Raw genomic sequence first — 22,662 nt, forward strand, 5'->3', positions numbered from 1 at the left:
CTGCTCGTTTGTCTGCTAGCGGCTGGGGTGGCGCTCACCTGTCCAGTACGCCCATTCCATAGGGACAACCCACTCTACAAACAGTTTGGCTACTGAGGACTCCGGTGCCAACTGATAGGGCTTGAACATGCCTTGCTCGGGCGAACTGGTCATCAGGTAGCGCAGGCGCTTCTGGACCTCCTGAAAGATGGCTTCCCGCACATGGGCGCTGTCGTGCACGCCAAGACGCATCGCCACCGAGGCACCTTGGCGTACCGCCGCCCAGCAACAGTAACGCCACCGCGCGATCGGCAAGCCCGGCGGCCCGGATTGAAAGACGAACCCCACATCACGTGCCCAGCCTGGGTCGAAGTGATGTTTGAGCAATTGCTGCTCCAGAAACTGCTCGGTCTCCCAGAGTGCAAGTTCATCCCACAGCTCCAGTTTCGCGTCCGCCAGGTCTACATCGTGTGCCATATCGCCGAGTTGGTCTTCCAGCACCGGGAGCAGGTGCCTGCGCTCGTGGGTAGACCAGGCGAAAGCCCATTGCAGATCTTCGATGGGCGTGACCTCGGCATCGGGGCGGATCTGCCATCGATCCGCTGGCCATGGAACTTGGATCAAGGCCAGGTCTCGCAGCGCGTCCAGCACCAGCAAGGTGGAGCGGCGTGTGGGCGCCACCGGTATGCGTCGTAGCTGCGCGGCTAACAGTGCGGCTAGGAAAAGGGTGCCACGAAGGCCCAACTCCTCGATGCTGGCGACCCCAGATGGCGTCATTGACGAGGTTCCGGGCATGCGGTTTCCGGGGATGAGGGAGCGGCGTGGCTCCTGGCGGTGGCGGCGCTACCGGTGTCGCCGGTTGCCTCAAGGCTAAGAATATCTTAGTATGCAAGGCAGGGTACATCCGCCATCCTTATGGGGTCTCCATGGGGTGCGCGCGTGACTTTGTCCGTCGACTCAACACCGACCTTCGCTCGACGCCTCAAACAAGCCCGCCTGCACACGGGTTTGTCGCAGAAGGAGTTGGGCATCCGGGCCGGTCTGGATCCTCACGTGGCCAGCCCCCGAATCAACCAGTACGAGCGTGGCAAGCACGAGCCCAAGCTGGAGACTGCTGAGCGGTTGGCTCAAGCGTTGGGGATCCCCGCCGCCTTCCTCTACACCGACGATGATCTGCTGGCCAAGCTGCTCCTGCGCTGGGGCTCGCTAAGCAAGCAGCAGAAGCGCGAGTTGGTGAAGCTGATCGAGGCCACACCCGAGAAGTAAACCGAACAAGCGCTCACCACAAGGGCAACTCTTCGCCTCAACCCGCCTTTTGGGCGCTCCTGGAGGGAGTCGCAGTGGCCGTGGCTTGTGCGACTGAGAAGTCGCGGCATCTCAGGCCTGCTTGAGATTTTGTTCACGACCGATACACGCGCGCCTTGTCTAAAGTGATTTACAATGTCGCCCGTGTCAGCCTCCTCACTTCTACTGCGACTGTTCCTGATCGCCATGCTCGTGCTTAACGGCGCGTGGTCGGCGTTTGCCTCGGTCAGTATGAACCCGGTCATGGAAGAGCAGGCCAGCGAAGTGGCTGCCGCGGTGCAAGTCGACGAAGACTGCGTCGCCCATCACAGTGCTGAGCATCATCCCGATGCCACATCGATTGAAAAGGCTGGCACGGGGCATGGCGACCATGCCGGTCCCGACTGTTGCAAGTCTTCTGCGTGCCGGTGCGCCTGCGTACACGCGTGCGCGAGCGCACTTCCTGCGCGCCTGCATGTTTCGGTGCAACTGGCCTTGGGCCTGGATGTCATGCCGCTGCCCCTCGGGCATGCGGCACCTGCCTTGCCTCATCTGATCCGACCACCGATCGGCTAAGCGTCCCTAGGCGCCGCAATGGCGCCGTTGGTGTGGCTTGCATGCCTGTTTAGGCCAGCCGCCCGCTCTGTACCACCGCCCGCCGGTGGCAACACGACGCTTGGAGCATTTTCATGTCGCATGATGATTTTCGTGGTCCACACGGTGGACCGCTGCTGCCTTCGCGGCGGCGATTTGTCCAGGGCTTGGCCTTGGGAGGCGCAGTCGCAGGATTAGGTTTCTGGCCCAAAGCCAGTTGGGCGCTCAAGGGCCCGGGACAACCCAACGTACTATCGGGCACCGAGTTTGACCTGACCATTGGCGAGACGCCGATGAACTTCACCGGCAAGACCCGCACCGCGATCACGGTCAACGGGTCCGTTCCGGCGCCGTTGCTGCGGTGGCGGGAAGGCACCACGGTCAACCTGCGTGTCTCCAATGCATTGCCCGCTAACTCCCTCCATGGCGCGGACACCTCCATCCATTGGCACGGCATCATTTTGCCGGCCAACATGGACGGCGTGCCGGGCCTGAGCTTTGACGGTATCGGACGTGGTGAGACCTACCACTACCGGTTCACCCTGCATCAGGGCGGCACCTACTGGTACCACAGCCACTCAGGGTTCCAGGAACAAGCCGGGCTCTATGGCCCGATCGTCATCGACCCGTTGGAGCCGGAGCCCTTCAGCTTCGATCGCGACTACGTCGTGATGCTGAGCGATTGGACAGACCTGGACCCGACGGCCCTGTTCGATCGTTTGAAGAAGATGCCGGGCCATGACAATTACTACAAGCGCACGGTCGGCGATTTTGCGCGCGATGTGAAGCGCAACGGCCTGTCGGCCACGTTGGAAGATCGCAAGATGTGGGGCGTGATGCGGATGACGCCCACGGATCTGTCCGACGTCAACGCCAACACCTACACCTACCTGATGAACGGTACGACCTCGCTGGGCAACTGGACCGGTTTGTTCCGCAGTGGCGAGAAGGTGCGCCTGCGTTTCATCAATGGCTCTGCCATGACGTACTTCGATGTGCGTATTCCGGGGCTGAAGATGACGGTGGTGGCGGCAGATGGCTTGTATGTCCATCCGGTTTCCGTCGACGAGTTCCGCATCGCGGTAGCAGAAACCTTCGATGTGATCGTGGAGCCCTCCGGGCAGGACGCATTCACCATCTTTGCCCAAGACTCCGGTCGCACCGGCTACGTCAGCGGCACGCTCGCCGTGCGCGAAGGATTACGCGCCCCCGTTCCGTCTGTGGATCCCCGGCCGCTGCTGACGATGGCAGACATGGGCATGGATCATGGATCGATGGATATGTCTGGCGGCAGCAAGGGCATGGAAGGCGGCTGTGGTGCGGCCATGGGCATGCCTGGCATGACCCCACCTGCCAGCGGTAACGCGACCTCGGCCCATGCAGGCCATGCGATGCCCGCCGCCGGCGATGGTGCCGTGGCAGGCATGCAGCACGGGGGCATGCAATCACACCCTGCAAGCGAGACCAACAATCCCCTGTTGGACAACCAGGCCATGAGCGTGAGTTCGCGCTTGGATGATCCGGGTAATGGCCTGCGCGATAACGACCGTCATGTACTGACGTATTCCATGCTCAAGAGCACCTTTGAAGACCCTGACGGACGCGACCCCGGTCGCGAGATCGAGCTGCATCTGACCGGACACATGGAGAAATTCTCCTGGGGCTTCAACGGTCAGAAGTTTTCCGATGTCGAGCCGCTGCGGCTGAACTACGGCGAGCGTATGCGCATCGTGTTGGTTAACGACACGATGATGACCCATCCCATCCATTTGCACGGCATGTGGAGTGACGTGGAGGACGACAACGGCAACTTCATGGTGCGCAAGCACACGGTGGATATGCCGCCGGGTAGCCGACGCACGTATCGCGTGCGTGCCGATGCGTTGGGCAGCTGGGCGTTCCATTGCCACCTGCTTTATCACATGGAAGCCGGAATGATGCGCACGGTGAGGGTCGACGAATGAACATCAATAGACGCGATACCACCCTGACTGCGCTGACGCTGGCTATCTCGCTGGCCCTGGCCAATGCCGCCAGCGCCCAATCCATGCAGCACGGCTCCATGCCGATGGAGCAGGGCGCGCAGACCCAGACTCAGGATCACTCTGCACATCAGGCGCCGACATCAAAACCTGCGCCAGCCAAAAAGCCTGCAACACCGGCCAAGAAGAGCGAAGCGACGATCGATCATGCGGCGATGGGCCACGCCGCGCCGCCGGCTAAAGCAGCCGAGCCTGCCATGCAGGGCATGGACCATTCGCAGATGGGGCACGGCTCGCCCGCGAGCACACCTGCGGCGCCCACAGCACAGGCGCAGTCGATGCAGGGCATGGATCACAGTCAGATGGCACAGCCCGCTGCAGCCGACACCTCTGGTACGGCCACGCCTGCGATGCAGGGGATGGACCATTCCAAGATGGGGCACGGCGCGCCTCCGAGCACGCCCGCAACGCCCAAAGCGCAGACACAGTCGATGCAGGGCATGGATCACAGTCAGATGGCACAGCCCGCGGCGGCCGACACCTCCGGCACGGCCACGCCTGCGATGCAGGGGATGGACCATTCGCAGATGGGCCATGATTCGCCCGCGTCCGCTACACCAGAAGCGGGAATGCAATCGATGGAGGGCATGGACCACAGTCAGATGGGACACGGGCCTGCAGCGCCAACGCAGCCGCGCACCCCGATACCCGCGGTGACGGACGCGGATCGCAAGGCGGCCATCGCGCCGGAACACGCGCATCCGGTGCATGACAACTCGATCAAGAGCTATGTGCTGCTCAATCGCCTGGAAACCTGGGATGCCGATCCGGGCACCGGGTTTGGCTGGGAGGGCCAAGGCTGGATCGGTACGGACCTCAATCGCGTCTGGCTCCGCAGTGAAGGCGAACGCACGGATGGTCGGACCGAGTCGGCTGATCTGGAAGTGCTTTACGGCCGCAGTATCTCCACGTGGTGGGATGTGGTGGCCGGTGTGCGTCATGACTTCAAGCCTGGGGCATCGCAGAACTTCGCCGCTATCGGTGTACAGGGCTTGGCGCCGATGAAGTTCGAAGTGTCCGCCACAGCCTATCTCGGCGAAGGGGGCCAGACGGCCGCCAATGTCGAGGCCGAGTACGAATTGCTGCTAACCAACCGGCTGATCTTGCAGCCGCTGGTGGAAGTCACCGCCTATGGCAAGAACGATCCATTGCGCGGGATAGGTTCGGGTCTGAGTACCGCTGAGGCGGGGCTACGACTTCGTTATGAGTTCACCCGAAAGTTCGCTCCCTACATCGGCGTGGTGTACGAGCGCGCGTTTGGCAATACCGCAGACATGCGACGCGAGCATGGCGAGTCCTTTGAAGACACGCGCTTGGTCATCGGCCTTCGTACCTGGTTCTAAGGGGAACTGACAATGAAATCCAACAAGAAGATGTGGGTATGGCTCGGTGCCGGCGTGGGATTGGTTGCGGTCGCGGCAACTGCCACGGTCTCTCTGGGCGTGTACAACGTGGCCGCCGACGATCCGCATAGTCGCCCGGTGTATGCGCTACTTGAAACGGCGCGCGAGCGTTCCATTGAGGTGCGCGCCGCCAAGCTTCAGGTGCCCACGAACCTGGATGATCCTGAGCGTATCCGCCAGGGTGCGGGCAACTACAACGCCATGTGCGTGACCTGCCATCTTTCGCCAGAGGCGGCGGCCACCGAGATGAGCAAGGGCCTGTACCCCGCGCCACCGAACCTAAGCAAACAGTCGGTCGCTCCAGCTGAGGCGTTCTGGGTGATCAAGCACGGCATCAAGGCCAGCGGCATGCCCGCGTGGGGCGGCAGCATGGACGATGAGTTCATCTGGAACATGTCGGCCTTCCTGCAGAAGCTGCCCACGCTGGACAAGGCCGGCTACCAGGCGTTGGTGGCCAGCAGTGATGGTCATTCACACGGCGGTGGTGAGACCGGCGGGCACTCGCACGGCGAGGAAGCGGGTGCAGATCACCATGGCAGCGGTGATGGAGCAGAGATGGGTGATGGCCATGACCAGGGTCATCAAGCCGGTGGCATGGACATGGACATGAGCAAAGCTAAGGAAGGCACCACGCACGTGCATGCTGACGGCAAGACGCACGTGCATGCGGCCGAGCCAGCCAAGCAACCCGCGCAGGCCACATCCGAAGCTGAGCACGATCAGCACTCCTCCATGCCAGCCAAATCAGCCGAGCCAGCTCCCAAGGCCGATGACGGCCACGACCACCAGCATTGATCCCTTCATGGAGCTGCCCCGGCTCCACGCCCGAGCGCCTCGGCGCTCGGGCATCTCTTGAGGACGCATGATGAATACTTCTCGCAGCTGTCTCTTTCTGCTGACCACGGCCTTGTCGCTGACCGCATGCGCGCGCCCCGAATCGGCTGTCAGTACAGAGGCGGCATCGGCCGCCCAATCTCCGACAACGTCGGCTGCGCAGCAGGTCGCTCAACCGCAGCGTCCGTTGCCGTTGGTCAAAGTACATAAGAGTGCGACCTGCGGTTGCTGCCAACTGTGGGTGGAGCATCTGGAGAAAGCAGGTTTTACGGTTGAGGTGCACAACAGCGAAGACCTCAACCCGATCAAGGCACGCTTGGGCGTTCCTTATGGACGCGGCTCGTGCCATACCGCCGAGATCGATGGCTACATCGTCGAAGGTCATGTGCCGGTGCAGGACATCCTGCGCCTGCTTCGTGAGCGCCCGGTAGGCCGTGGATTAGTGCTACCGGGGATGCCCGCCGGTTCTCCTGGTATGGAGATGCCCGACGGACGTGTTCAACCCTATACGGTGGAATTTGTACTGCCCGACGGCACCACGCAGCCTTACGTCCTGCACGGTCAACGCAGCTGACAGTTTGCTCGCGATCCCTTCTTCCAGACCAGAGTGATCCATGTCCCCTCATTCCCACGATGAAGCCGGCAAGGCGATGCCGCAGGGTGCCAGCGATGGTCCAGACTCGGTGCGTGATCCGGTATGCGGTATGCAGGTCTCTGCGGCTAGAACGCCGTACCACGCCCTGCATGGCGGAACGAAGTATCACTTCTGCTCAGCCAAATGCCGAGAGCGGTTCATCACCAATCCCGTCCGCTATACGGACGATGCTCCCCAGCAAGTTGAAGTGACCGCCCCAGCAGCGGTGGCCCAACCCAGCGGTACCCACGCCACGGTCTACACCTGCCCGATGCATCCGCAGATTCGTCAGCCAGGTCCCGGCACCTGTCCGATCTGCGGCATGGCGCTGGAGCCGGAGATGCCCTCGCTAGAGGAGGACGACAATCCAGAGTTACGCGATTTCACCCGACGCTTCTGGTGGACGTTGCCTTTGACGTTGATCGTCCTGGTCTTGGCCATGCTGGGACATCGTCTGCCCGGCTTGTCCACGCAGGCACGCACCTGGATTGAGCTCGTGTTGAGCGCCCCGGTGGTGCTCTGGGCGGCGTGGCCTTTCTTTGAGCGCTGCCTACAGTCCATCGGCAATCGCAGCCCCAACATGTGGACGCTGATCGGCATCGGCGTGGCCGCCGCGTTTGGCTACAGCGTGGTGGCCACCGTGGCACCGGGCCTGTTTCCGGACTCTTTCCGCGAGCATGGACGGGTAGGGGTCTACTTCGAGGCGGCAGCGGTCATCGTCTCGCTCACCCTGCTCGGACAGCTGCTGGAACTGCGGGCGCGTTCCAAAACCTCGGCGGCCATCAAGTCCCTGCTGGGATTGGCGCCCAAGACGGCTCGCCGCGTCAAACCCGATGGGGGCGAAGAGGACGTTGCGCTGGATCACGTGCACGTGGGTGATCTGCTTCGCGTACGACCGGGCGAGAAGGTGCCGGTCGATGGGGAAGTCATCGAAGGCCGCACCAGTGTCGATGAGTCGATGCTGACCGGTGAACCCATTCCGGTGGAGAAGGCTGTCGGTGATCACGTTATAGGCGCCACGCTCAACGGGACGGGCGCCTTGGTCATCCGGGCGGACAAAGTCGGATCCGGGACGGTACTGGCGCAGATTGTGCAGTTGGTAGCCCAAGCCCAGCGCTCCCGCGCGCCGATGCAGCGTATGGCGGACAAGGTGGCGTACTGGTTTGTCCTGGCCGTGCTGGCCACGGCGGTGCTCACGTTCTTCGGATGGGGTCTGTTTGGACCCGAACCGTCCTGGACCTTTGCCGTCCTCAATGCCGTATCGGTTCTGATCATTGCGTGCCCGTGTGCCCTGGGTTTGGCTACCCCCATGTCGATCATGGTCGCCACCGGCCGCGCTGCACAGGTCGGGGTCCTGTTCCGCGATGCTCAGGCGATCGAACAGCTACGTCTGATCGACACGTTGATCGTGGACAAGACCGGTACGTTGACCGAGGGGCGTCCAGCCTTTCGCGACACGCTCTCCTACGCCGGCTTCGATGCTGACCAGATCCTCAGCTTGGCTGGCAGCTTGGAGCAGGGCAGTGAGCACCCCTTGGCCGAGGCCATCGTGGCTGAAGCCCAGCGACGTGGCTTGATCCTGGTGGCCGCCCAAGATTTTGATTCGCTCACCGGTCAAGGCGTTCGCGGGCGCGTGTCCGATCAGGATGTCGTGCTTGGCAACCAAAGCTTGATGGCGTCGGTAGGGGCTGATGTTGCGCCCTTGCAGAGCAGCGCCGAGCGTCTGCGCAAGGAAGGCGCCAGCGTGATGTTCCTGGCGGTCAATGGACGATTGGCCGGCGCCATTGCGGTAGCAGATCCCATCAAAGCCACGACCTTGCCTGCCTTGAACCTGCTACGTGCCGATGGCCTGCACGTGGTGATGGCCTCTGGTGACGCACAGGCGACGGCCGAGGCCGTGGGGCGCACGCTGGGCATCGAGGATGTGCGTGGCGGCGTCAAACCTCAGGACAAGGCCGAACTGGTCCAGCAACTCAAAGCTCAGGGTCGTCGTGTGGCCATGGCTGGCGACGGCATCAACGATGCGCCGGCCCTGGCGGCAGCCGATGTGGGCATCGCGATGGGGACGGGCACGGATGTGGCCATGTCCAGCGCCCAGCTCACCCTGGTCAAGGGTGATCTGAGGCGCATCGTGCAAGCCCGTGCCATCTCGTCTTCGACGGTGGCCAACATGAAGCAGAACCTGGGCTTCGCCTTCGTCTACAACGCCATCGGCGTGCCTATCGCCGCCGGCCTGCTGTATCCCAGCTTGGGCCTTTTGCTCAGTCCGATGATGGCGGCCCTGGCCATGAGCCTGAGCTCGGTTTCGGTGGTCACCAATGCCTTGCGTTTGTCCGGCTCCACCGTTGTTGCCACCTCCCACCCTGACCGCGCTGATGAGCCTGCGCGCGGCCATTCCTGTCACTGATGGCTCATATCCCACAAGGAGTACTGCAATGAAGCGTTATGCCTCCCTCTCGATGATGGCCCTGTTTCTGATGGCGGGCGCGGCCTTCGCCGGCGGCCAGACCACCACACCCACCACCGACCACGGTCAGCACAAGCCGATGGACCACAAGAAGCAGGAGCATGGTCAGCACAAGCCGGCCGCGGCCGATGCCGATTTCACCAAGCTCGATACCAACAAGGATGGCGCGCTGTCCAAGGAAGAACTGGCCAAGCACAAGCTCGCGCCGCACTTCGGCATGCTTGATGGCAACAAGGACGGCAAGCTGAGCCCGCAGGAATTCGCTGCCGGCAAGGGTATGTAACTGCTATCTCCCCGGGGGCTGGTTCCTTGGCCCCCGGGATTCGGCGATGTTCTGCCATTCCCACGGAGATCAACATGTCTTCTTCGCACGGTAAGCACGAAAGCACGCACACGCAGCATTCAGAGCAACACGCCTCGCACGGAAGTTCCGGTCAGACGCATCAGGGCCACTACGGTCGCCTGCTGCTGATGATGGCCTTGTCGTTCCTGGCCATGTACGCCCTGATGTATGCCATGGTCGATCAGTGGGCCAACGTCTATCACAACGTCAACCAGTTCTACATGGCGGGCCTGATGGCCGCGCCGATGCTGTTGATCGAGCTTTGGCTCATGTCCAGCATGTACCCCGATCGTCGGCGTAATCTGATCCTGGCCGGCGTGACCGTGGCGTTCATGCTGTTCTGCTGGTGGGGAATTCGCACGCAGGCCGCGGTGACAGATCGGCAGTTCATCCGCTCCATGATTCCCCATCATGCCGGCGCCATTCTGATGTGCGAGGAAAACCGCCTGAAGGATCCCGAACTGGTCAAGCTCTGCCAGGAGATCATAACCTCGCAGAAGCAGGAGATCGCCCAGATGAAACAACTTCTGGCTGAGCGCTCCCGCTAGCTCACTGCCTTTTGCCAGCCGGTATCACCCCACTGAGCCTGCGCGCTGACCAGGCGGTGGATCAAGCGCGCGGCCACACGTGCGGTGGCCTGATCCGGATCCAGGGGCGGACACAGTTCCGCCACGTCGACCACACGTACCTTGCCCGAGGCCATGACCAGATCCAGCAGGGCTTCCAGGACCTCCAGACTCACCCCGCGTGGGTTGGGGGCACTCACGCCCGGGGCCACCGCCTGTGGCAGCACGTCCAGGCACAGCGTCAGGTAGATAACGTCAACCGCATCACACCACGCATGCAGAACCTCAGCCTGTGCCTGCCAATTCCAGGTGCACAGCACGTCATCGGTGAGGTAATGGGCGCCTTCGCGGTTGGCCGTGGCGAATAGGCGCGGCGTGTTGCTGGATCGACTTACGCCGATGCAGTGATACTGCAGCGGGGAGCTAATGCTGCGGGCATGCTCCAGTGCCTGCAGGAAGGGCGTGCCCGAGCTTGCACTGCCTTGCTCGCGCAGATCAAAGTGTGCATCGAAGTTGAAGATACCGATGCGAGCCTTGGATGCGCCCAGGTGTCCGCGCAGTGCGGCGTAGCTGGCATACCCGATCTCGTGGCCGCCGCCCAGACCAATCACCCAATGCCCCTGATCCAGCAGTTGCTGCGCTCGATGCGAGTAGTGGGCCTGCGCCAGCTCCAATGCCTGATCCGCGCAGGTGATGTCGCCCGCATCGTAGAGCGGAGCGCAGTGGAGCACGGGCAGGTTCGCCAAGGCGTTGCGAAGTGCACCGGGCCCTTGTGCGGCGCCCAGTCGGCCGGCGTTGCGACGAATCCCTTCATCGCTGGCAAATCCCAGCAGGGCAATGCCGGGCGCCTCAGGCTGCGGATCCAAGGCCACCCTTTGGTGCCAGCGTTGCGTATCGGCGGTCGCCGGCAGGTCCACGCGTCCGTGCCAAGGCAGATTCACGCGCGCAGATCCTGCAGCGGCCAGTCCAGGAACGCGCGCAAACCGCCCCGCTCGATCAAGGCTTCCATCGCCTGCATTTCCGGGGCCAGATAGCGATCCTCATCGTAGCGGGGTACCTCGCTACGCACCTGCGCATGGACTGCCTCCAATGCTTGCGAAGACACTAGTGGCCGCCTGAACTCGATGCCTTGGCACGCGGCGAGCAGTTCGATGGCCACGATCCGGCGCACGTTGTCGGCCACCTCGCGCGACTTGCGCGCGGCGAAGGTGGCCATGCTGACATGGTCCTCCTGATTGGCCGAGGTGGGCAGGGAGTCCACACTGGCCGGGTGGGAGAGGGTCTTGTTCTCGCTGGCTAGGGCGGCCGCGGTCACGTGCGCGATCATGAAGCCGGAGTTCACGCCCGGATTGGCGACCAGGAAGGCGGGTAACCCGGAGATCGTGGCATCGATGAGTAGGGCGATGCGCCGTTCCGACAGGGCGCCAATCTCGGACACCGCCATCGTCAGCTGGTCTGCGGCAAAGGCTACCGGTTCGGCGTGGAAGTTGCCGCCGGAGATCACCTCGCCGGTGTCGGTGAACACCAGCGGATTGTCGGAGACTGCGTTGGCTTCGGTCAGCAGCACGTGGGCGGCGTGCTGCATGACATCGCGCACCGCCCCCATGACCTGAGGCTGACACCGAAGGCTGTAAGGGTCTTGCACGCGGGTGTCGTTGTGAAGGTGCGATTGGCGAATGGCGCTGCCGGCCAGCAGTCGCTGGTAGTGCGCGGCCACTGCTATCTGGCCGGGCTGGCCACGCACGGCGTGGATGCGCGGATCGAACGGCGCATCGGAGCCGCATGCCGCATCCACGCACATCGCGCCGGTTAGCACGGCGGCCGCGTAGACTTGTTCGGCGGCAAACAGCGCCATCAGCGCAATGCCCGTGGACACTTGGGTGCCGTTGAGCAATGCCAGCCCTTCCTTGGCTGCCAGTCGGATGGGAGCGATCCCGGCGTCTTGCAGGGCCTGGCTGGCCGACAGGATCTGCCCGTCGACGCGTACCTGGCCTTCGCCCATGGCCGCCAAGGTCAGATGCGCCAACGGGGCCAGATCACCGGATGCACCGACTGAGCCTTGGGAGGGAATACAGGGCCAGATCCCGGCGTTGTAGATCGCGATCAGGGTAAGCAGGGTCTGCTCGCGTACACCGGAGTAGCCTCGCGCCAAAGAAGCGATCTTGGTGGCGAAGATCAGGCGCACGCAGGCATCGTCGAGCAATGTCCCCATGCCCACGGCGTGCGAGCGCACCAGGTTGGTTTGCAACTGTTCCAGCTGCTCGCGCGGGATATGGACTTTGGCCAGCTTTCCAAAGCCGGTGTTGATGCCATAGGCCGGCTCGCCGGCGGCCACGATGGCCTGCACGGCCTGCGAAGAGGCGCGGACGTTGTCCCAGCAATCTGCGTCCAAGGCGATAGGATCAGTCCCTTGCGCGATCTGCCGCAGTTGGGCCAACGTCAGCTGGCCCGGTGTCAGGGTAAGCATGCGATTCACTCCAGAATGGCCGGCAAGGTCAGGCCATGCTCACGGGCACAGGCCAGTGCCTGCTCGTAGCCCGCGTCGGCGTGGCGCATCACGCCCGTTGCCGGGTCGTTCCACAGCACGCGCGCCAGCCGGCGATCGGCTTGCTCGGTGCCATCGCACACGATGACCACACCGGAGTGTTGCGAGAACCCCATGCCGACGCCGCCGCCATGATGCAGGCTCACCCAGGTGGCACCGCCACTGGTAGCCAGCAGCGCGTTGAGTAGCGGCCAATCCGAGACCGCATCGGAGCCATCGAGCATGCCTTCGGTTTCACGGTTGGGGCTGGCTACCGAGCCGCAGTCCAGATGATCGCGTCCGATGACGATCGGTGCTTTGAGCTCGCCATCGCGCACCATTTCGTTGAAGGCCAGCGCGGCCTTGTGGCGCTCGCCCAAGCCCAACCAGCAGATCCGTGCGGGCAGACCTTGGAAGGCAATGCGCTCGCGGGCCTGGTCCAACCAGTGGTGAAGATGCGTGTTGTCAGGAAACAGTTCCTTGACCTTAGCATCGGTCTTGTAGATGTCTTCTGGATCCCCGCTCAGGGCCACCCATCGGAACGGGCCCATGCCGCGGCAGAACAGCGGACGGATACAGGCGGGCACGAAGCCGGGGAAGGCAAAAGCATTGTCCACGCCCTGATCCAGCGCCACCTGGCGGATGTTGTTGCCGTAATCGATCGTCGGCACGCCCATGGCGTGGAAATCGAGCATCGCGCGCACATGCGTGGCACACGAGGCCGCGGCAGCCTGCGCCAGCTCGCGTCGCTGACCATCGTCACCGCTGCGGGCCTGCTCCCACTGTGAGAGGGTCCATCCGGCGGGCAGATAGCCATTGATCAGATCGTGCGCCGAGGTCTGATCGGTCACCGCATGGGGGCGGGCGCCGCCACTACGTGCAAGGGCGACGAACTGCGGCAGCAGTTCGGCCGCATTGCCCAGCAATCCCACCGACACGGGGACTGGACTACTTTCAATGATCTGCAAGGCCTGCTCGATGGAGGTTGCCTTGTGATCGACATAGCGCGTGCGAATGCGAAAATCGATTCGCGACTCCTGGCACTCGATCACGATGCTGCTGGCGCCGGCTAGCGTGGCAGCCAACGCCTGCGCGCCACCCATACCGCCCAACCCGGCGGTGAGGATCCACTTGTTCTGCCAGTTGCCGCCATAGTGCTGGCGACCCAGCTCAACGAACGTCTCATAGGTCCCCTGCACGATGCCCTGGCTGCCGATGTAGATCCAACTGCCGGCTGTCATCTGGCCGTACATCATCAAGCCCTTCTTATCGAGCTCGTTGAAGTGCTCCCACGTCGCCCAATGGGGGACGAGGTTGGAGTTGGCGATCAGCACGCGTGGCGCATCGGGGTGCGTGCGGAAAACACCGACGGGCTTGCCCGACTGGACCAGCAGCGACTCATCGTTCTCAAGCGATCGCAACGTTTCCAAAATGCGGTCAAAGCTTTTCCAGTCGCGCGCAGCACGACCGATGCCTCCGTAGACCACCAGGTCTTCCGGGCGCTCGGCAACATCGGGGTCCAGATTGTTCTGGATCATGCGGTAGGCCGCTTCAGTCAGCCAGCTCTTGCAGTGCAGCTGGGAGCCGATCGGAGCGCGAACGATGCGCGCAGGGGAAGCGGAGCGTTCCAAGGTATCCATCAAATCCTCAAGGGGTCAGGGGGGCGCCAACCTGGAAGGTGCCCACAAAGCGGTAACGAGATGCCGGGTGAATCAACCGCACAAAGCTGGCCACCTGTCCGCGCGACCATGTACGTCGGGTCAGCACCAGCAACGGATCGCCTTCATTGACCTTCAGTTGCGCAGCCAGACGCTTGCTGGCCGTCTCGGCTTCAATCACATGTTCGGCGCGCTCTAGCGGCGCAACGCGCATCAGGTACTGGTGCGGAATCTCGGTGTGGAAATCGATGTCCAGGTAATCCGGCGCCACGCTGGGTTGCACAAAGCGATCCTCCAACTGCACGGGCTTGTCATCGCTGTGGTGGAGCAGGCGGCTGTGGAACAGCTCCGTGCCCGGTGTCAGGCCGAAGTTGGTCGTCACACTGGAGCGCGCCTCGACCGTCTCGCAGATCAGCACCTGGACCGAGTGTGTCTGGCCGCGGGACTGAATCTCTTCGCGAATGTTGCGCACCTCAAACATCGCCGATTCGGCCTTTGGCCCGGCGACGAACGTGCCCACGCCTTGCACTCGGGTCAGCACGCCGGCGTCGGTCAACTCGCGCAGCGCTCGATTCACTGTCATGCGAGACAAGCCGAACTTGGCCGTCAGTTCGTTCTCGCTGGGGACGCGACTGCGCGCGGGCCAGTCGCCGTTGGTGATGTGACGCAGGATGAAGTGCTTGAGCTTCTGGTAGTGCGGCTTGGGTTCGTCCATGGCCCAAGCATTACATGTCTATACAACCAGTCCAACCACTTTCGATGCTGTGCTGCACAAGCAGTTGACACTAAGAATTTCCTCGTGCTATTGCTGTGGTATAGACAACCTGCGGGTTCGCCACACGCTCATGCCGTCGCTTCGCGTGCTACTGCGTATGTTCCTGATCCTCGTGCTCTGCGCGGATGGGATCCTGAGCGCGCAGGCCACCACGCGGATGGCCGTGCGGCATATTCCTCCCCCAGGTGCGGTGAATGGCACTCACTCGGTGCACGGCGGCGCGCGTGTCAATGAACGCGCCAAGATTAGTAACGATTGCAACAAAATTCGTCCCGGTGGCAAGCAAGCCGGGCAGGGTGATCAGAACGATCATCAGTGCGACTGTAGTACCACCTCCTGCGACTGCAGCTGTGTGCTCACCTTCTTCGCCGGGCGTGTGCCGGTCATCTTTGCCGCCCAGCACGACCTGACGAGCACCTACCTACCTACGCCTGAGTTGCCGCCGCTGCGACGACAGGTATCCCGGCTGTTCCGACCTCCCATCGGCTAATGCTGCTTGGTCGCCATTGATTGGCGACGTCTACGCACGCCCTGATGTCGCATAGGCCCCCACGTCTGGGGCACCAGGGTCATACGCATGCATTGCCCTTCGGGGGAGAGAGAACCCATGTACTTCAAGCGCAATCCTTTGGCGGTATCCGTCGGTGCCCTTCTGTGCGCCGGTTTTTCCACGGTGGCTCTGGCTCAGCAGGCTGAACAAGGCGCCGCGAGCGAGTCGGCCAAGACGCTGGACACCGTCCAGGTCACCGGCAGCCATATCAAGCGACTGCAGCTCTCCGGTGTTGGTCCGGTCAGTGTGGTGGATGCCGAAGCCATCGAGCGCTCCGGCGCCACTTCGGTGGAGACGCTGCTACAGCGCCTGCCTGCTTCGGCCGGCTTTGCCGGCAGCCAGTCCAATGCTTACTGGGCCGAGAACGGCTACGGCACTACTCAGGTCAATCTGCGCGGCCTGGGGATTAACCGCACGCTGGTTCTGCTCAATGGTCGTCGTGTGGTCAACGGTGGCACCGGTGCCAACAGCTCGGTGGACCTGAACATCATCCCGGTAGCGCTGATCGAGCGGATCGAGGTCCTCAAGGACGGTGCCTCAGCCATCTACGGTGCCGATGCCGTGGCGGGCGTGGTGAACATCATCACCAAGAAGAACTACGACGGTGCCGAGGCGGCGGTGCGGTACGGACAGACCTTCGAAAGCGATGGCGAAGAAAAGTCGTTCGATTTCGCTTGGGGTATTACGTCAGACCGCGGTTCGTTGATGGCCGGCATCAACTACTCGGAGACCGGCACGGTCAACATGGCCTCACGCGCACCGTGCGGCTTGGGTGAGGTCGACGGGCAACTCGAATGTGTGGGCAGCTCGGCCACCATAGGTGGGCGCGCATTGCTAGCCGATGGCTCGCGCGTGAACTTCAACCAGGATCCCAATGGTGACGGGGATTTCTATGAACCGTATTCGGCGGCCAAACATAACTACAACGGCAATCCCTATCTCAATGCCGTCAATCCGATCAAGCGTTTGAGCTTCAGCCTGTTCGGCGACAGCACGGTGAATGAAACCACGCGCGTGTTCACCGAGTTGATGTTCACTAACCGGCAGTCCGATCAGCTGGCCACGCCCGGCAGCCTGGGTGTCTATCGCCCGATCAACATCGCGGCCAGCCACCCGACCAACCCGACCGGCCAGGACCTGCTGCTGCAGCGCCGACGTCTGGAAGAGGCCGGCCCGCGCGAGTTCTTCCAGGAAACCAATACCTTCCGCGTGATCGCGGGCATTGAAGGCCAGTTGGGCATGAACTGGGACTGGTCGGCCGCGCTGAACTGGGGGCGCAACACCGGTGTGGATGGCTCGACCAATGTGGCCAACCTGGACCGGGTGGATGACACGCTCAATACCGCGGTGTGCAGCAACACGCCCGGCGCGGCGATCCCCTGCGGTGACTATCTCGGCTACGGCGACCTGACCCCCGAGGTGCTCAACTACATCCTGTTCAGGACGCGCGATAACGGCGGTAACGACCAGAAAAGCTTCACCGCCAACATCAGCGGCCAGCTATTCGAGATGCCGGCCGGTTGGGTGGGCTTTGCCTCCGGCATCGAGGTTCGCAAGGAGCGTGGTTGGCGCGATCCGGATCCGCTGACGGTGCTGGGCATTGCCAACACGAACCAACAGGATCCGATCGCCGGTGAGTACACGGCCAAGGAAGCCTTCGCCGAGTTTGCCGTGCCGCTGTTGCAGGACAGCGTGATCGCCGAGAGCCTGACGCTCAATGCCGCGGTGCGTTACTCCGACTACGATCTGTTCGGCGAAGACGTGAACTACAAGGTGGGGCTGGATTGGCAGATCGTGCCGTCCTTGAAGGTGCGCGCCAACTACGCCACGGCTTTCCGCATCCCCAACATCCCCGAGTTGTTTGGTGGCGTGGCCGAGGGCAACCTGACCACGACCGATCCCTGTAGCGGCTGGAGCAGCTTGCCGGCTGATTCGGTAGTGCGTCAGAACTGCCAGGCGTACGGCGTACCGGCGGGCTACGTGCAGCCGGGCAACACGATCCTGACCACCTCCGGCGGTAATCCTGACCTGGAGCCGGAAGACGCCAAGTCCCTGACCGTGGGCGCGGTCTGGACGCCGAGCTTCTTGCCCGGGCTGACGCTGACGGTGGACTACTTCAACATCAAGATCGACAACGCCATCCAGCGCATCGATGGCTCAACCAAGCTGTCGATCTGCTACAACACCCCGGGCTTGGCGCATCCGTTCTGCGGCAACGACAACTTCACCCGCAACCCGATCACCGGTGAAGTGGACTTCCTGTCGTCCCAGCCGGTCAATGCCGCCAACGAGCGGGTACGGGGCATCGACCTGGGCGGTCTGTACGAGTTCGCGGTCGCTGGGTTCGATTCGACTTTGAGTGTGGATGTGTCCTATCTGGACCAGTACGACGTGCGGCCATTCCCGGGCGCGGAGGTGATCGAGTACGCCGGCAAGATCACCGGTGGCCGTGGCAGCTTTACTCACTGGCGCGCCTTGACCTCGCTGACGATGGAGCGCGAAGCCTGGTCCGGCTCTTACAGCTTGCAGTACATCGGCAAGGCGGATGACATCAACGCCAGCCCCGGCGACATTGGCGATCATGCCCCCAGCGTGACCTACCACAACGTCCAGCTCAAGTACGCACCGAACAAGACCTTCGATGTGTCCTTCGGCATCGACAACCTGTACGACAAGAAAGCCCCGTTCATTCAGAGCTATACCGACGCCAATACCGACACGATGACGTATGACCTGCTGGGTCGTCGTTGGTATGCACGCGTGGGTTACCACTGGTAAGGCCCGCTTCACCTGTCCCCGTCCGTGTGACGGGGGCAGGTGTCGTCTTCCTGTCGAACGAGATCACTATGAAATCGGCTTTCTGGGCGCGTAAGGCTCACAAATGGATTGGCCTGATCATCGGCGTGCAAGCGCTGCTGTGGATGATCAGCGGCGTGTACATGACGGTTATTTCCTTGGACATCATCCATGGCGATCACCTGGCCCATGCGCATCAGCAACCGCTGGTCGCACCCACGCACTTGTCAGGTGAGGAGTTGCAGCGCCGCTACCCGGGCATGACCCAGGTCAAGCTCAAGCGCCTGCTAGAGCGGGATGTCTATGAGATCCATGCCCACGATAAGATCTACCTGCTCGACGCTACGACCGGCCAGGTGCTCTCGCCGGGCGATCAGCAAATGGCGATCGCGCTGGCCAAGGCGGTGTACCAGGGCCAAGCGCCGGTAGCCCGGGTTGAATGGGTGACGCAAGCGCCACAGGAAGTCGCCACGCGCCCGGTTCCCATGTGGGCCGTGCACTACGCAGATGCCGGTGAAACGACGTTGTACTTCTCGCCCTATAGCGGCGAGTTGCTCGCGCGGCGGCACAGCCTGTGGCGTTGGTTCGATTTCCTGTGGATGTTCCACATCATGGACTACGAGGCGCGCTCGGACGTCAACAACACTCTCTTGCGCGTGGCCTCGGCGGTCGGACTGGTGTTCGTGCTCAGTGGCGCCTGGCTGTTGATCTACAGCTTTCGCAGGAGGGCCGCAGCATGACGCCCTGGATGAGAACGCTGCACAAATGGGTCGGCTTGATCATCGGCCTGCAGTTGCTGCTTTGGATGGCCAGCGGCGTGATGATGAGTTGGTTGGACCACGATCAGGTGCAGGGCCATCAGTTCCAGGCCCATGCGCATGCCGCGCACGACTGGCCCGCCAACGCCCGCTCGCCGGCTAGCTTTCTGGGTGGCAACAAGAAAATCAGCCGCGTGAGTTCTGGCTGGCTGTTGGACACGCCGGTGTACCAATTGGCCGATGCGCAAGGTATCACCTTGGCCAACGCCGTCACGGGCCAGCCGATCTCCTTGGATTCGGCCTGGGCCACGCGCCTGGCCCAAGCTTCCTACACCGGACCGGGCACGCTGAAAGCGCCGCGCCTGTTGGAGTGGAGCGGGGAGGTGCGCGATCACGAGGGGCGTCTGTGGCGTGTGGACACCGATGACACGCAGGACACCACGGTGTACCTGTCTGCCCAGACGGGCGAAGTGCTCTACCACCGCAACAAGACCTGGCGTCTATTCGATGTGTTCTGGATGTTGCACATCATGGACTACACCGGGCGCAAGAACTTCAACAACCCGTTGGTGGTCACTGCCGCGATCGGCGGTCTGTGGTTGGCCCTGACCGGGATCTGGCTGCTGTTTGCCAGCTTCCACTGGAGCGAGTTCGTGCCGCGCCGCTGGCGTCCGGCCCGCGAGTTGTCGGTATTCGGTCCGGACGGGACACGGCTGCGCACCGTACGGGCGTCGGCAGGCGACAACGTCTACGTCTCGCTGGCACGCGAGGGCGTGCAACTGCCTTCCAACTGTGGAGGAGGGCAGAGCTGTGGTCTGTGCGAGGTGCGCTTCCGCGGCGTGGCGCCCAAAGCTACCGCGGCCGATCGCGCCCACTTGGGTGCCAGCAAGGTCAAGATGGGCTATCGCCTGGCCTGCAACTTGGCCGTGACGGAAGATACCGATGTCGAGGTGGCTGGCGGGGCCAGCCTGTGGACCGAGTATGGCGCCACCGTGGAACAGGTCACGGCAGTGACCCCGTTCCTGCGCGAGATCGTGCTCAAGCCCGACGAGGCTGCCGGACCGGAGTATCAACCCGGTGCTTACCTGCAAGTGCACGTGCCCGATTACGACGTGCCTGTTCACAAGTTGGTGCGACCGGAACACCACCATCAGGATTGGGCCGGCGTGGATCTGCCGGAAAAGCTGGTCAATCGTGAGCCAGTACGCCGGGCCTACTCCTTGGCCTTGCCCATTGATCAGGCGCAGGGTCGTCTGACGTTGCTGGCGCGCTTCAGTCCCGGCAGATCGGACAAGAAGCGGCAACCGCCGGGCAGGGGCTCGACCTACCTGTATACGCTCTCGCCCGGGGATCGGGTCTGCTTCAGCGGCCCCTTCGGCGACTTTGCGCTCAAGCCTCACGGACGGGAGAAAGTGTTCATCGGCGGCGGCGCTGGCATGGCCCCGCTGCGCGCGATGATTCGGACGTTGTTGGCGGGGCAGGGCGGTGAGCGGATCCACTTCTGGTATGGCGCACGCAGCCTTAAGGAGGCACCGTACATCGAGGAGATGGAGCAATTGGCCGGGCAGCACCCGAACTTCAGCTGGCATCTGGTGCTCTCGGATGAAGCACAGAACGACGATGCGCTCTTGAGGGGTCTGGTTCACGAAGTGGCCCACGATCGTCTGCTCAAAGCCCATCAGGCCCTGGCCGATTGCGAGTTTTACCTGTGCGGACCGCCGGCCATGCTCAAGGCCACCCGAGAGCTACTGAGCAGGCTAGGGGTACCAGACAGCCAGGTGGCGTACGACGACTTCAAGATCTGATCCCATCGCCCGCCGGCCAAGCAGGCCGGCGGGCGCTGCGGTGTACCGGATTTCCTGACCGCGCTCGTCCCAGTGAATGGACGTGCTTGAGCCTGCCCGATGAATCAGCGAGTACCCTGGTGACCACCGCACTGGATGAGTGGTTCATCGCCCATGTCTTGCCGCTGGAAGGCTTGATCCACGCCTTTCTGCGGCGGCATGGGCATGAGGACAGCGAGATTCCTGATCTTCGGCAGGAGGCTTACACACGCATATATGAAGCCGCGCGTCGGGGTCTGCCGTCGCAGGCCAAACCTTTTGTCATGACCACCGTACGCAACCTGCTCATTGATCGCATCCGCCGCTCACGCATCGTGTCCATTGAAGCAATGGCCGATGTCGAGCAGGCGGTGATGCAGAGCGATGAGGTGACGCCGGAGCGGCACCTGGGTGCACGCGATGAGTTGCGGCGTCTCCAGCAAGGCTTGCAGAAACTGCCCGCCAAATGCCGGCAGATCGTCGAGCTTCGCAAGATCTACGGCTTGAGCCAACGCGAAGTGGCCAGCCGCCTGGGCATCGCCGAAGATACGGTGGAGCGCCAGACGTTGTTGGGCATGCGCGCATTGGCGGACTTCATGCTTGGCGGTACCGGCAAGATTCAGCGCCCGGCCCGGCGCTTCAACAAGGAACGTTCGCACCCATGAGCTCGCACAACGACATCGAACAAGTTGCTGCGCAGTGGATCAATCGCGCCCAATCTTCGCAGTGGACCGCGCAGGACCAGAGGCAGCTTGATGCTTGGTTGGGGCAGGATACGGCCCATCGTGTGGCCTGGCTTCGTTTGAAGTCGGTCTGGGATCGAGCCGATCGACTGGCGGCCGTGCGCGGCGTGCAATCACCTCGCACGCGGCGTTGGGCCTCACCGGTGCGTTGGTCAGCGGCCGCGGCGGTGGCAATGCTGGCCGTACTGCTGAACATGCCCTGGTGGGGGCCGGGCACCCGCTACACCACCGAGGTTGGGGGGCGGGAAGTCGTGGCCTTGTCAGACGGTTCGCGGGTGGAACTGAATACGCACACCGAGCTCCGCGCGCAGGTGGATCCCTCGCTGCGCCATGTATGGCTGGACAAAGGCGAAGCCTTTTTCGACGTAAAGCCAGACCCTGCGCATCCGTTTGTGATCCATGCCGGCGACCACAAGGTGGTGGTCTTGGGAACGAAGTTCTCCGTCAGGCAAGAACGCGAGCGCCTGGAAGTGGCGGTGCTGGAAGGCAAGGTGCGCGTCGAGCCGATGGTGGCCAAGCCCGGCCGCCCGCCCGTGATCGTACAGGGCGGCGGTTTGCTGTACAGCAAACCGGCCGGCACGCTCGTAGCGGTGAATGCGCAGGACAAGGTGCGGCGATCCCTGAGCTGGCGCCATGGCACATTGGAGTTCGATCAATCCACCTTGGCCGATGTGGCAGCCCAGTTCAATCGCTACAACGAAAAGCAGCTGGTGCTGATGGATACGGAAACCGCCCACATGCGCGTGGGTGGCAGCTTCGATGCCGCCGGGGTGGATGCCTTCGCGCGACTGCTGGCCACGGGATTCAATCTGCGCGTAGAGACACACGGCGATCAGATTCGTGTCTCGCAACCGCATTGAATCGCCTACAGACATCAATCTGAAATATT

The 22,662-nt window shown here is 62.7% G+C and carries 20 protein-coding genes; 15 read left to right on the plus strand and 5 right to left on the minus strand.

The window, feature by feature from the left end; genetic code table 11:
* Positions 1-15: 15 nt before the first annotated feature.
* Positions 16-774: a hypothetical protein gene (locus ABQY64_RS11010; RefSeq protein ID WP_229008876.1), complete on the minus strand. Its 759-nt coding sequence runs from the start codon at positions 772-774 to the stop codon at positions 16-18.
* Between the two features lie 120 nt (positions 775-894).
* Between ABQY64_RS11010 and ABQY64_RS11015 the strand changes: the two genes are divergently transcribed.
* The 9 genes from ABQY64_RS11015 (at position 895) to ABQY64_RS11055 (ending at position 10,128) form a co-directional block, all read left to right on the plus strand.
* Entirely contained in the window at positions 895-1,245 is a 351-nt protein-coding gene (locus ABQY64_RS11015) for a helix-turn-helix domain-containing protein (protein ID WP_005996633.1), read from the plus strand.
* Between the two features lie 174 nt (positions 1,246-1,419).
* A complete protein-coding gene (gene copL / locus ABQY64_RS11020) occupies positions 1,420-1,839 on the plus strand; it encodes a transcriptional regulator CopL (protein WP_102254396.1) in 420 nt (139 codons plus the stop codon).
* 113 nt (positions 1,840-1,952) lie between these two features.
* Entirely contained in the window at positions 1,953-3,821 is a 1,869-nt protein-coding gene (locus ABQY64_RS11025) for a copper resistance system multicopper oxidase (RefSeq protein WP_102254395.1), read from the plus strand.
* Entirely contained in the window at positions 3,818-5,242 is a 1,425-nt protein-coding gene (locus tag ABQY64_RS11030; RefSeq protein ID WP_257999053.1) for a copper resistance protein B, read from the plus strand. The genes ABQY64_RS11025 and ABQY64_RS11030 overlap by 4 nt, the downstream gene beginning before the upstream one ends.
* Before the next feature lie 12 nt (positions 5,243-5,254).
* On the plus strand, positions 5,255-6,097 hold the full coding sequence (locus tag ABQY64_RS11035) for a cytochrome c (protein ID WP_238408530.1): 843 nt from the start codon (positions 5,255-5,257) through the stop codon (positions 6,095-6,097).
* 70 nt (positions 6,098-6,167) lie between these two features.
* On the plus strand, positions 6,168-6,710 hold the full coding sequence (locus ABQY64_RS11040; RefSeq protein WP_102254474.1) for a DUF411 domain-containing protein: 543 nt from the start codon (positions 6,168-6,170) through the stop codon (positions 6,708-6,710).
* Positions 6,711-6,840: 130 nt separating this feature from the next.
* Entirely contained in the window at positions 6,841-9,177 is a 2,337-nt protein-coding gene (locus tag ABQY64_RS11045; RefSeq protein ID WP_374151364.1) for a heavy metal translocating P-type ATPase, read from the plus strand.
* Between the two features lie 28 nt (positions 9,178-9,205).
* Entirely contained in the window at positions 9,206-9,520 is a 315-nt protein-coding gene (locus ABQY64_RS11050) for a hypothetical protein (RefSeq protein ID WP_049395166.1), read from the plus strand.
* A 74-nt stretch (positions 9,521-9,594) separates the two neighbouring features.
* On the plus strand, positions 9,595-10,128 hold the full coding sequence (locus ABQY64_RS11055) for a DUF305 domain-containing protein (protein ID WP_102254393.1): 534 nt from the start codon (positions 9,595-9,597) through the stop codon (positions 10,126-10,128).
* On the opposite strand, the gene hutG is transcribed toward ABQY64_RS11055, so the two are convergent.
* Genes hutG through hutC form a run of 4 tightly spaced genes read right to left on the minus strand, consistent with a single transcriptional unit; the run spans position 10,125 to position 15,043 of the window.
* Complete coding sequence (gene hutG / locus ABQY64_RS11060) at positions 10,125-11,087, minus strand: formimidoylglutamase (protein ID WP_229008870.1); 963 nt, start codon at positions 11,085-11,087, stop codon at positions 10,125-10,127. The genes ABQY64_RS11055 and hutG overlap by 4 nt on opposite strands.
* Entirely contained in the window at positions 11,084-12,622 is a 1,539-nt protein-coding gene (gene hutH, locus ABQY64_RS11065) for a histidine ammonia-lyase (protein ID WP_219718360.1), read from the minus strand. Before hutH ends, hutG begins: the two co-directional genes overlap by 4 nt.
* On the minus strand, positions 12,619-14,310 hold the full coding sequence (gene hutU / locus ABQY64_RS11070) for a urocanate hydratase (RefSeq protein WP_102254390.1): 1,692 nt from the start codon (positions 14,308-14,310) through the stop codon (positions 12,619-12,621). The genes hutH and hutU overlap by 4 nt, the downstream gene beginning before the upstream one ends.
* A gap of 7 nt (positions 14,311-14,317) precedes the next feature.
* Entirely contained in the window at positions 14,318-15,043 is a 726-nt protein-coding gene (gene hutC / locus ABQY64_RS11075; RefSeq protein WP_065031427.1) for a histidine utilization repressor, read from the minus strand.
* Between hutC and ABQY64_RS11080 the strand changes: the two genes are divergently transcribed.
* From ABQY64_RS11080 to ABQY64_RS11105, 6 genes are all read left to right on the plus strand, one after another.
* On the plus strand, positions 15,042-15,593 hold the full coding sequence (locus ABQY64_RS11080; protein ID WP_146010809.1) for a CopL family metal-binding regulatory protein: 552 nt from the start codon (positions 15,042-15,044) through the stop codon (positions 15,591-15,593). The genes hutC and ABQY64_RS11080 overlap by 2 nt on opposite strands.
* Before the next feature lie 183 nt (positions 15,594-15,776).
* Positions 15,777-18,431: a TonB-dependent receptor gene (locus ABQY64_RS11085; protein ID WP_219718359.1), complete on the plus strand. Its 2,655-nt coding sequence runs from the start codon at positions 15,777-15,779 to the stop codon at positions 18,429-18,431.
* Between the two features lie 68 nt (positions 18,432-18,499).
* A complete protein-coding gene (locus ABQY64_RS11090) occupies positions 18,500-19,189 on the plus strand; it encodes a PepSY domain-containing protein (RefSeq protein ID WP_065031440.1) in 690 nt (229 codons plus the stop codon).
* Complete coding sequence (locus ABQY64_RS11095; protein ID WP_081280531.1) at positions 19,186-21,012, plus strand: PepSY domain-containing protein; 1,827 nt, start codon at positions 19,186-19,188, stop codon at positions 21,010-21,012. Before ABQY64_RS11090 ends, ABQY64_RS11095 begins: the two co-directional genes overlap by 4 nt.
* An 86-nt stretch (positions 21,013-21,098) precedes the next feature.
* Positions 21,099-21,695 carry an RNA polymerase sigma factor gene (locus tag ABQY64_RS11100; RefSeq protein ID WP_219722930.1) on the plus strand — a complete coding sequence of 199 codons (597 nt, stop codon included), beginning with the start codon at positions 21,099-21,101 and terminating at the stop codon, positions 21,693-21,695.
* On the plus strand, positions 21,692-22,633 hold the full coding sequence (locus ABQY64_RS11105) for a FecR domain-containing protein (protein ID WP_065031423.1): 942 nt from the start codon (positions 21,692-21,694) through the stop codon (positions 22,631-22,633). Before ABQY64_RS11100 ends, ABQY64_RS11105 begins: the two co-directional genes overlap by 4 nt.
* Positions 22,634-22,662 lie beyond the last annotated feature (29 nt).

It is taken from the genome of Xanthomonas sp. WHRI 7065 (assembly GCF_040203115.2).
Lineage (GTDB): Bacteria > Pseudomonadota > Gammaproteobacteria > Xanthomonadales > Xanthomonadaceae > Xanthomonas > Xanthomonas arboricola.

Bases quoted from the DNA above. Each gene is read 5' to 3' on its own strand.
- ABQY64_RS11010 (WP_229008876.1), bottom strand. From the start codon at position 774: ATGCCCGGAACCTCGTCAATGACGCCATCTGGGGTCGCCAGCATCGAG.
- ABQY64_RS11055 (WP_102254393.1), top strand. From the start codon at position 9,595: ATGTCTTCTTCGCACGGTAAGCACGAAAGCACGCACACGCAGCATTCA.
- ABQY64_RS11035 (WP_238408530.1), top strand. From the start codon at position 5,255: ATGAAATCCAACAAGAAGATGTGGGTATGGCTCGGTGCCGGCGTGGGA.
- ABQY64_RS11095 (WP_081280531.1), top strand. From the start codon at position 19,186: ATGACGCCCTGGATGAGAACGCTGCACAAATGGGTCGGCTTGATCATC.
- hutU (WP_102254390.1), bottom strand. From the start codon at position 14,310: ATGGATACCTTGGAACGCTCCGCTTCCCCTGCGCGCATCGTTCGCGCT.
- ABQY64_RS11030 (WP_257999053.1), top strand. From the start codon at position 3,818: ATGAACATCAATAGACGCGATACCACCCTGACTGCGCTGACGCTGGCT.
- ABQY64_RS11015 (WP_005996633.1), top strand. From the start codon at position 895: ATGGGGTCTCCATGGGGTGCGCGCGTGACTTTGTCCGTCGACTCAACA.
- copL (WP_102254396.1), top strand. From the start codon at position 1,420: ATGTCGCCCGTGTCAGCCTCCTCACTTCTACTGCGACTGTTCCTGATC.
- ABQY64_RS11105 (WP_065031423.1), top strand. From the start codon at position 21,692: ATGAGCTCGCACAACGACATCGAACAAGTTGCTGCGCAGTGGATCAAT.
- ABQY64_RS11025 (WP_102254395.1), top strand. From the start codon at position 1,953: ATGTCGCATGATGATTTTCGTGGTCCACACGGTGGACCGCTGCTGCCT.
- ABQY64_RS11040 (WP_102254474.1), top strand. From the start codon at position 6,168: ATGAATACTTCTCGCAGCTGTCTCTTTCTGCTGACCACGGCCTTGTCG.
- ABQY64_RS11050 (WP_049395166.1), top strand. From the start codon at position 9,206: ATGAAGCGTTATGCCTCCCTCTCGATGATGGCCCTGTTTCTGATGGCG.
- ABQY64_RS11090 (WP_065031440.1), top strand. From the start codon at position 18,500: ATGAAATCGGCTTTCTGGGCGCGTAAGGCTCACAAATGGATTGGCCTG.
- ABQY64_RS11045 (WP_374151364.1), top strand. From the start codon at position 6,841: ATGCAGGTCTCTGCGGCTAGAACGCCGTACCACGCCCTGCATGGCGGA.
- hutC (WP_065031427.1), bottom strand. From the start codon at position 15,043: ATGGACGAACCCAAGCCGCACTACCAGAAGCTCAAGCACTTCATCCTG.
- ABQY64_RS11080 (WP_146010809.1), top strand. From the start codon at position 15,042: ATGGCCCAAGCATTACATGTCTATACAACCAGTCCAACCACTTTCGAT.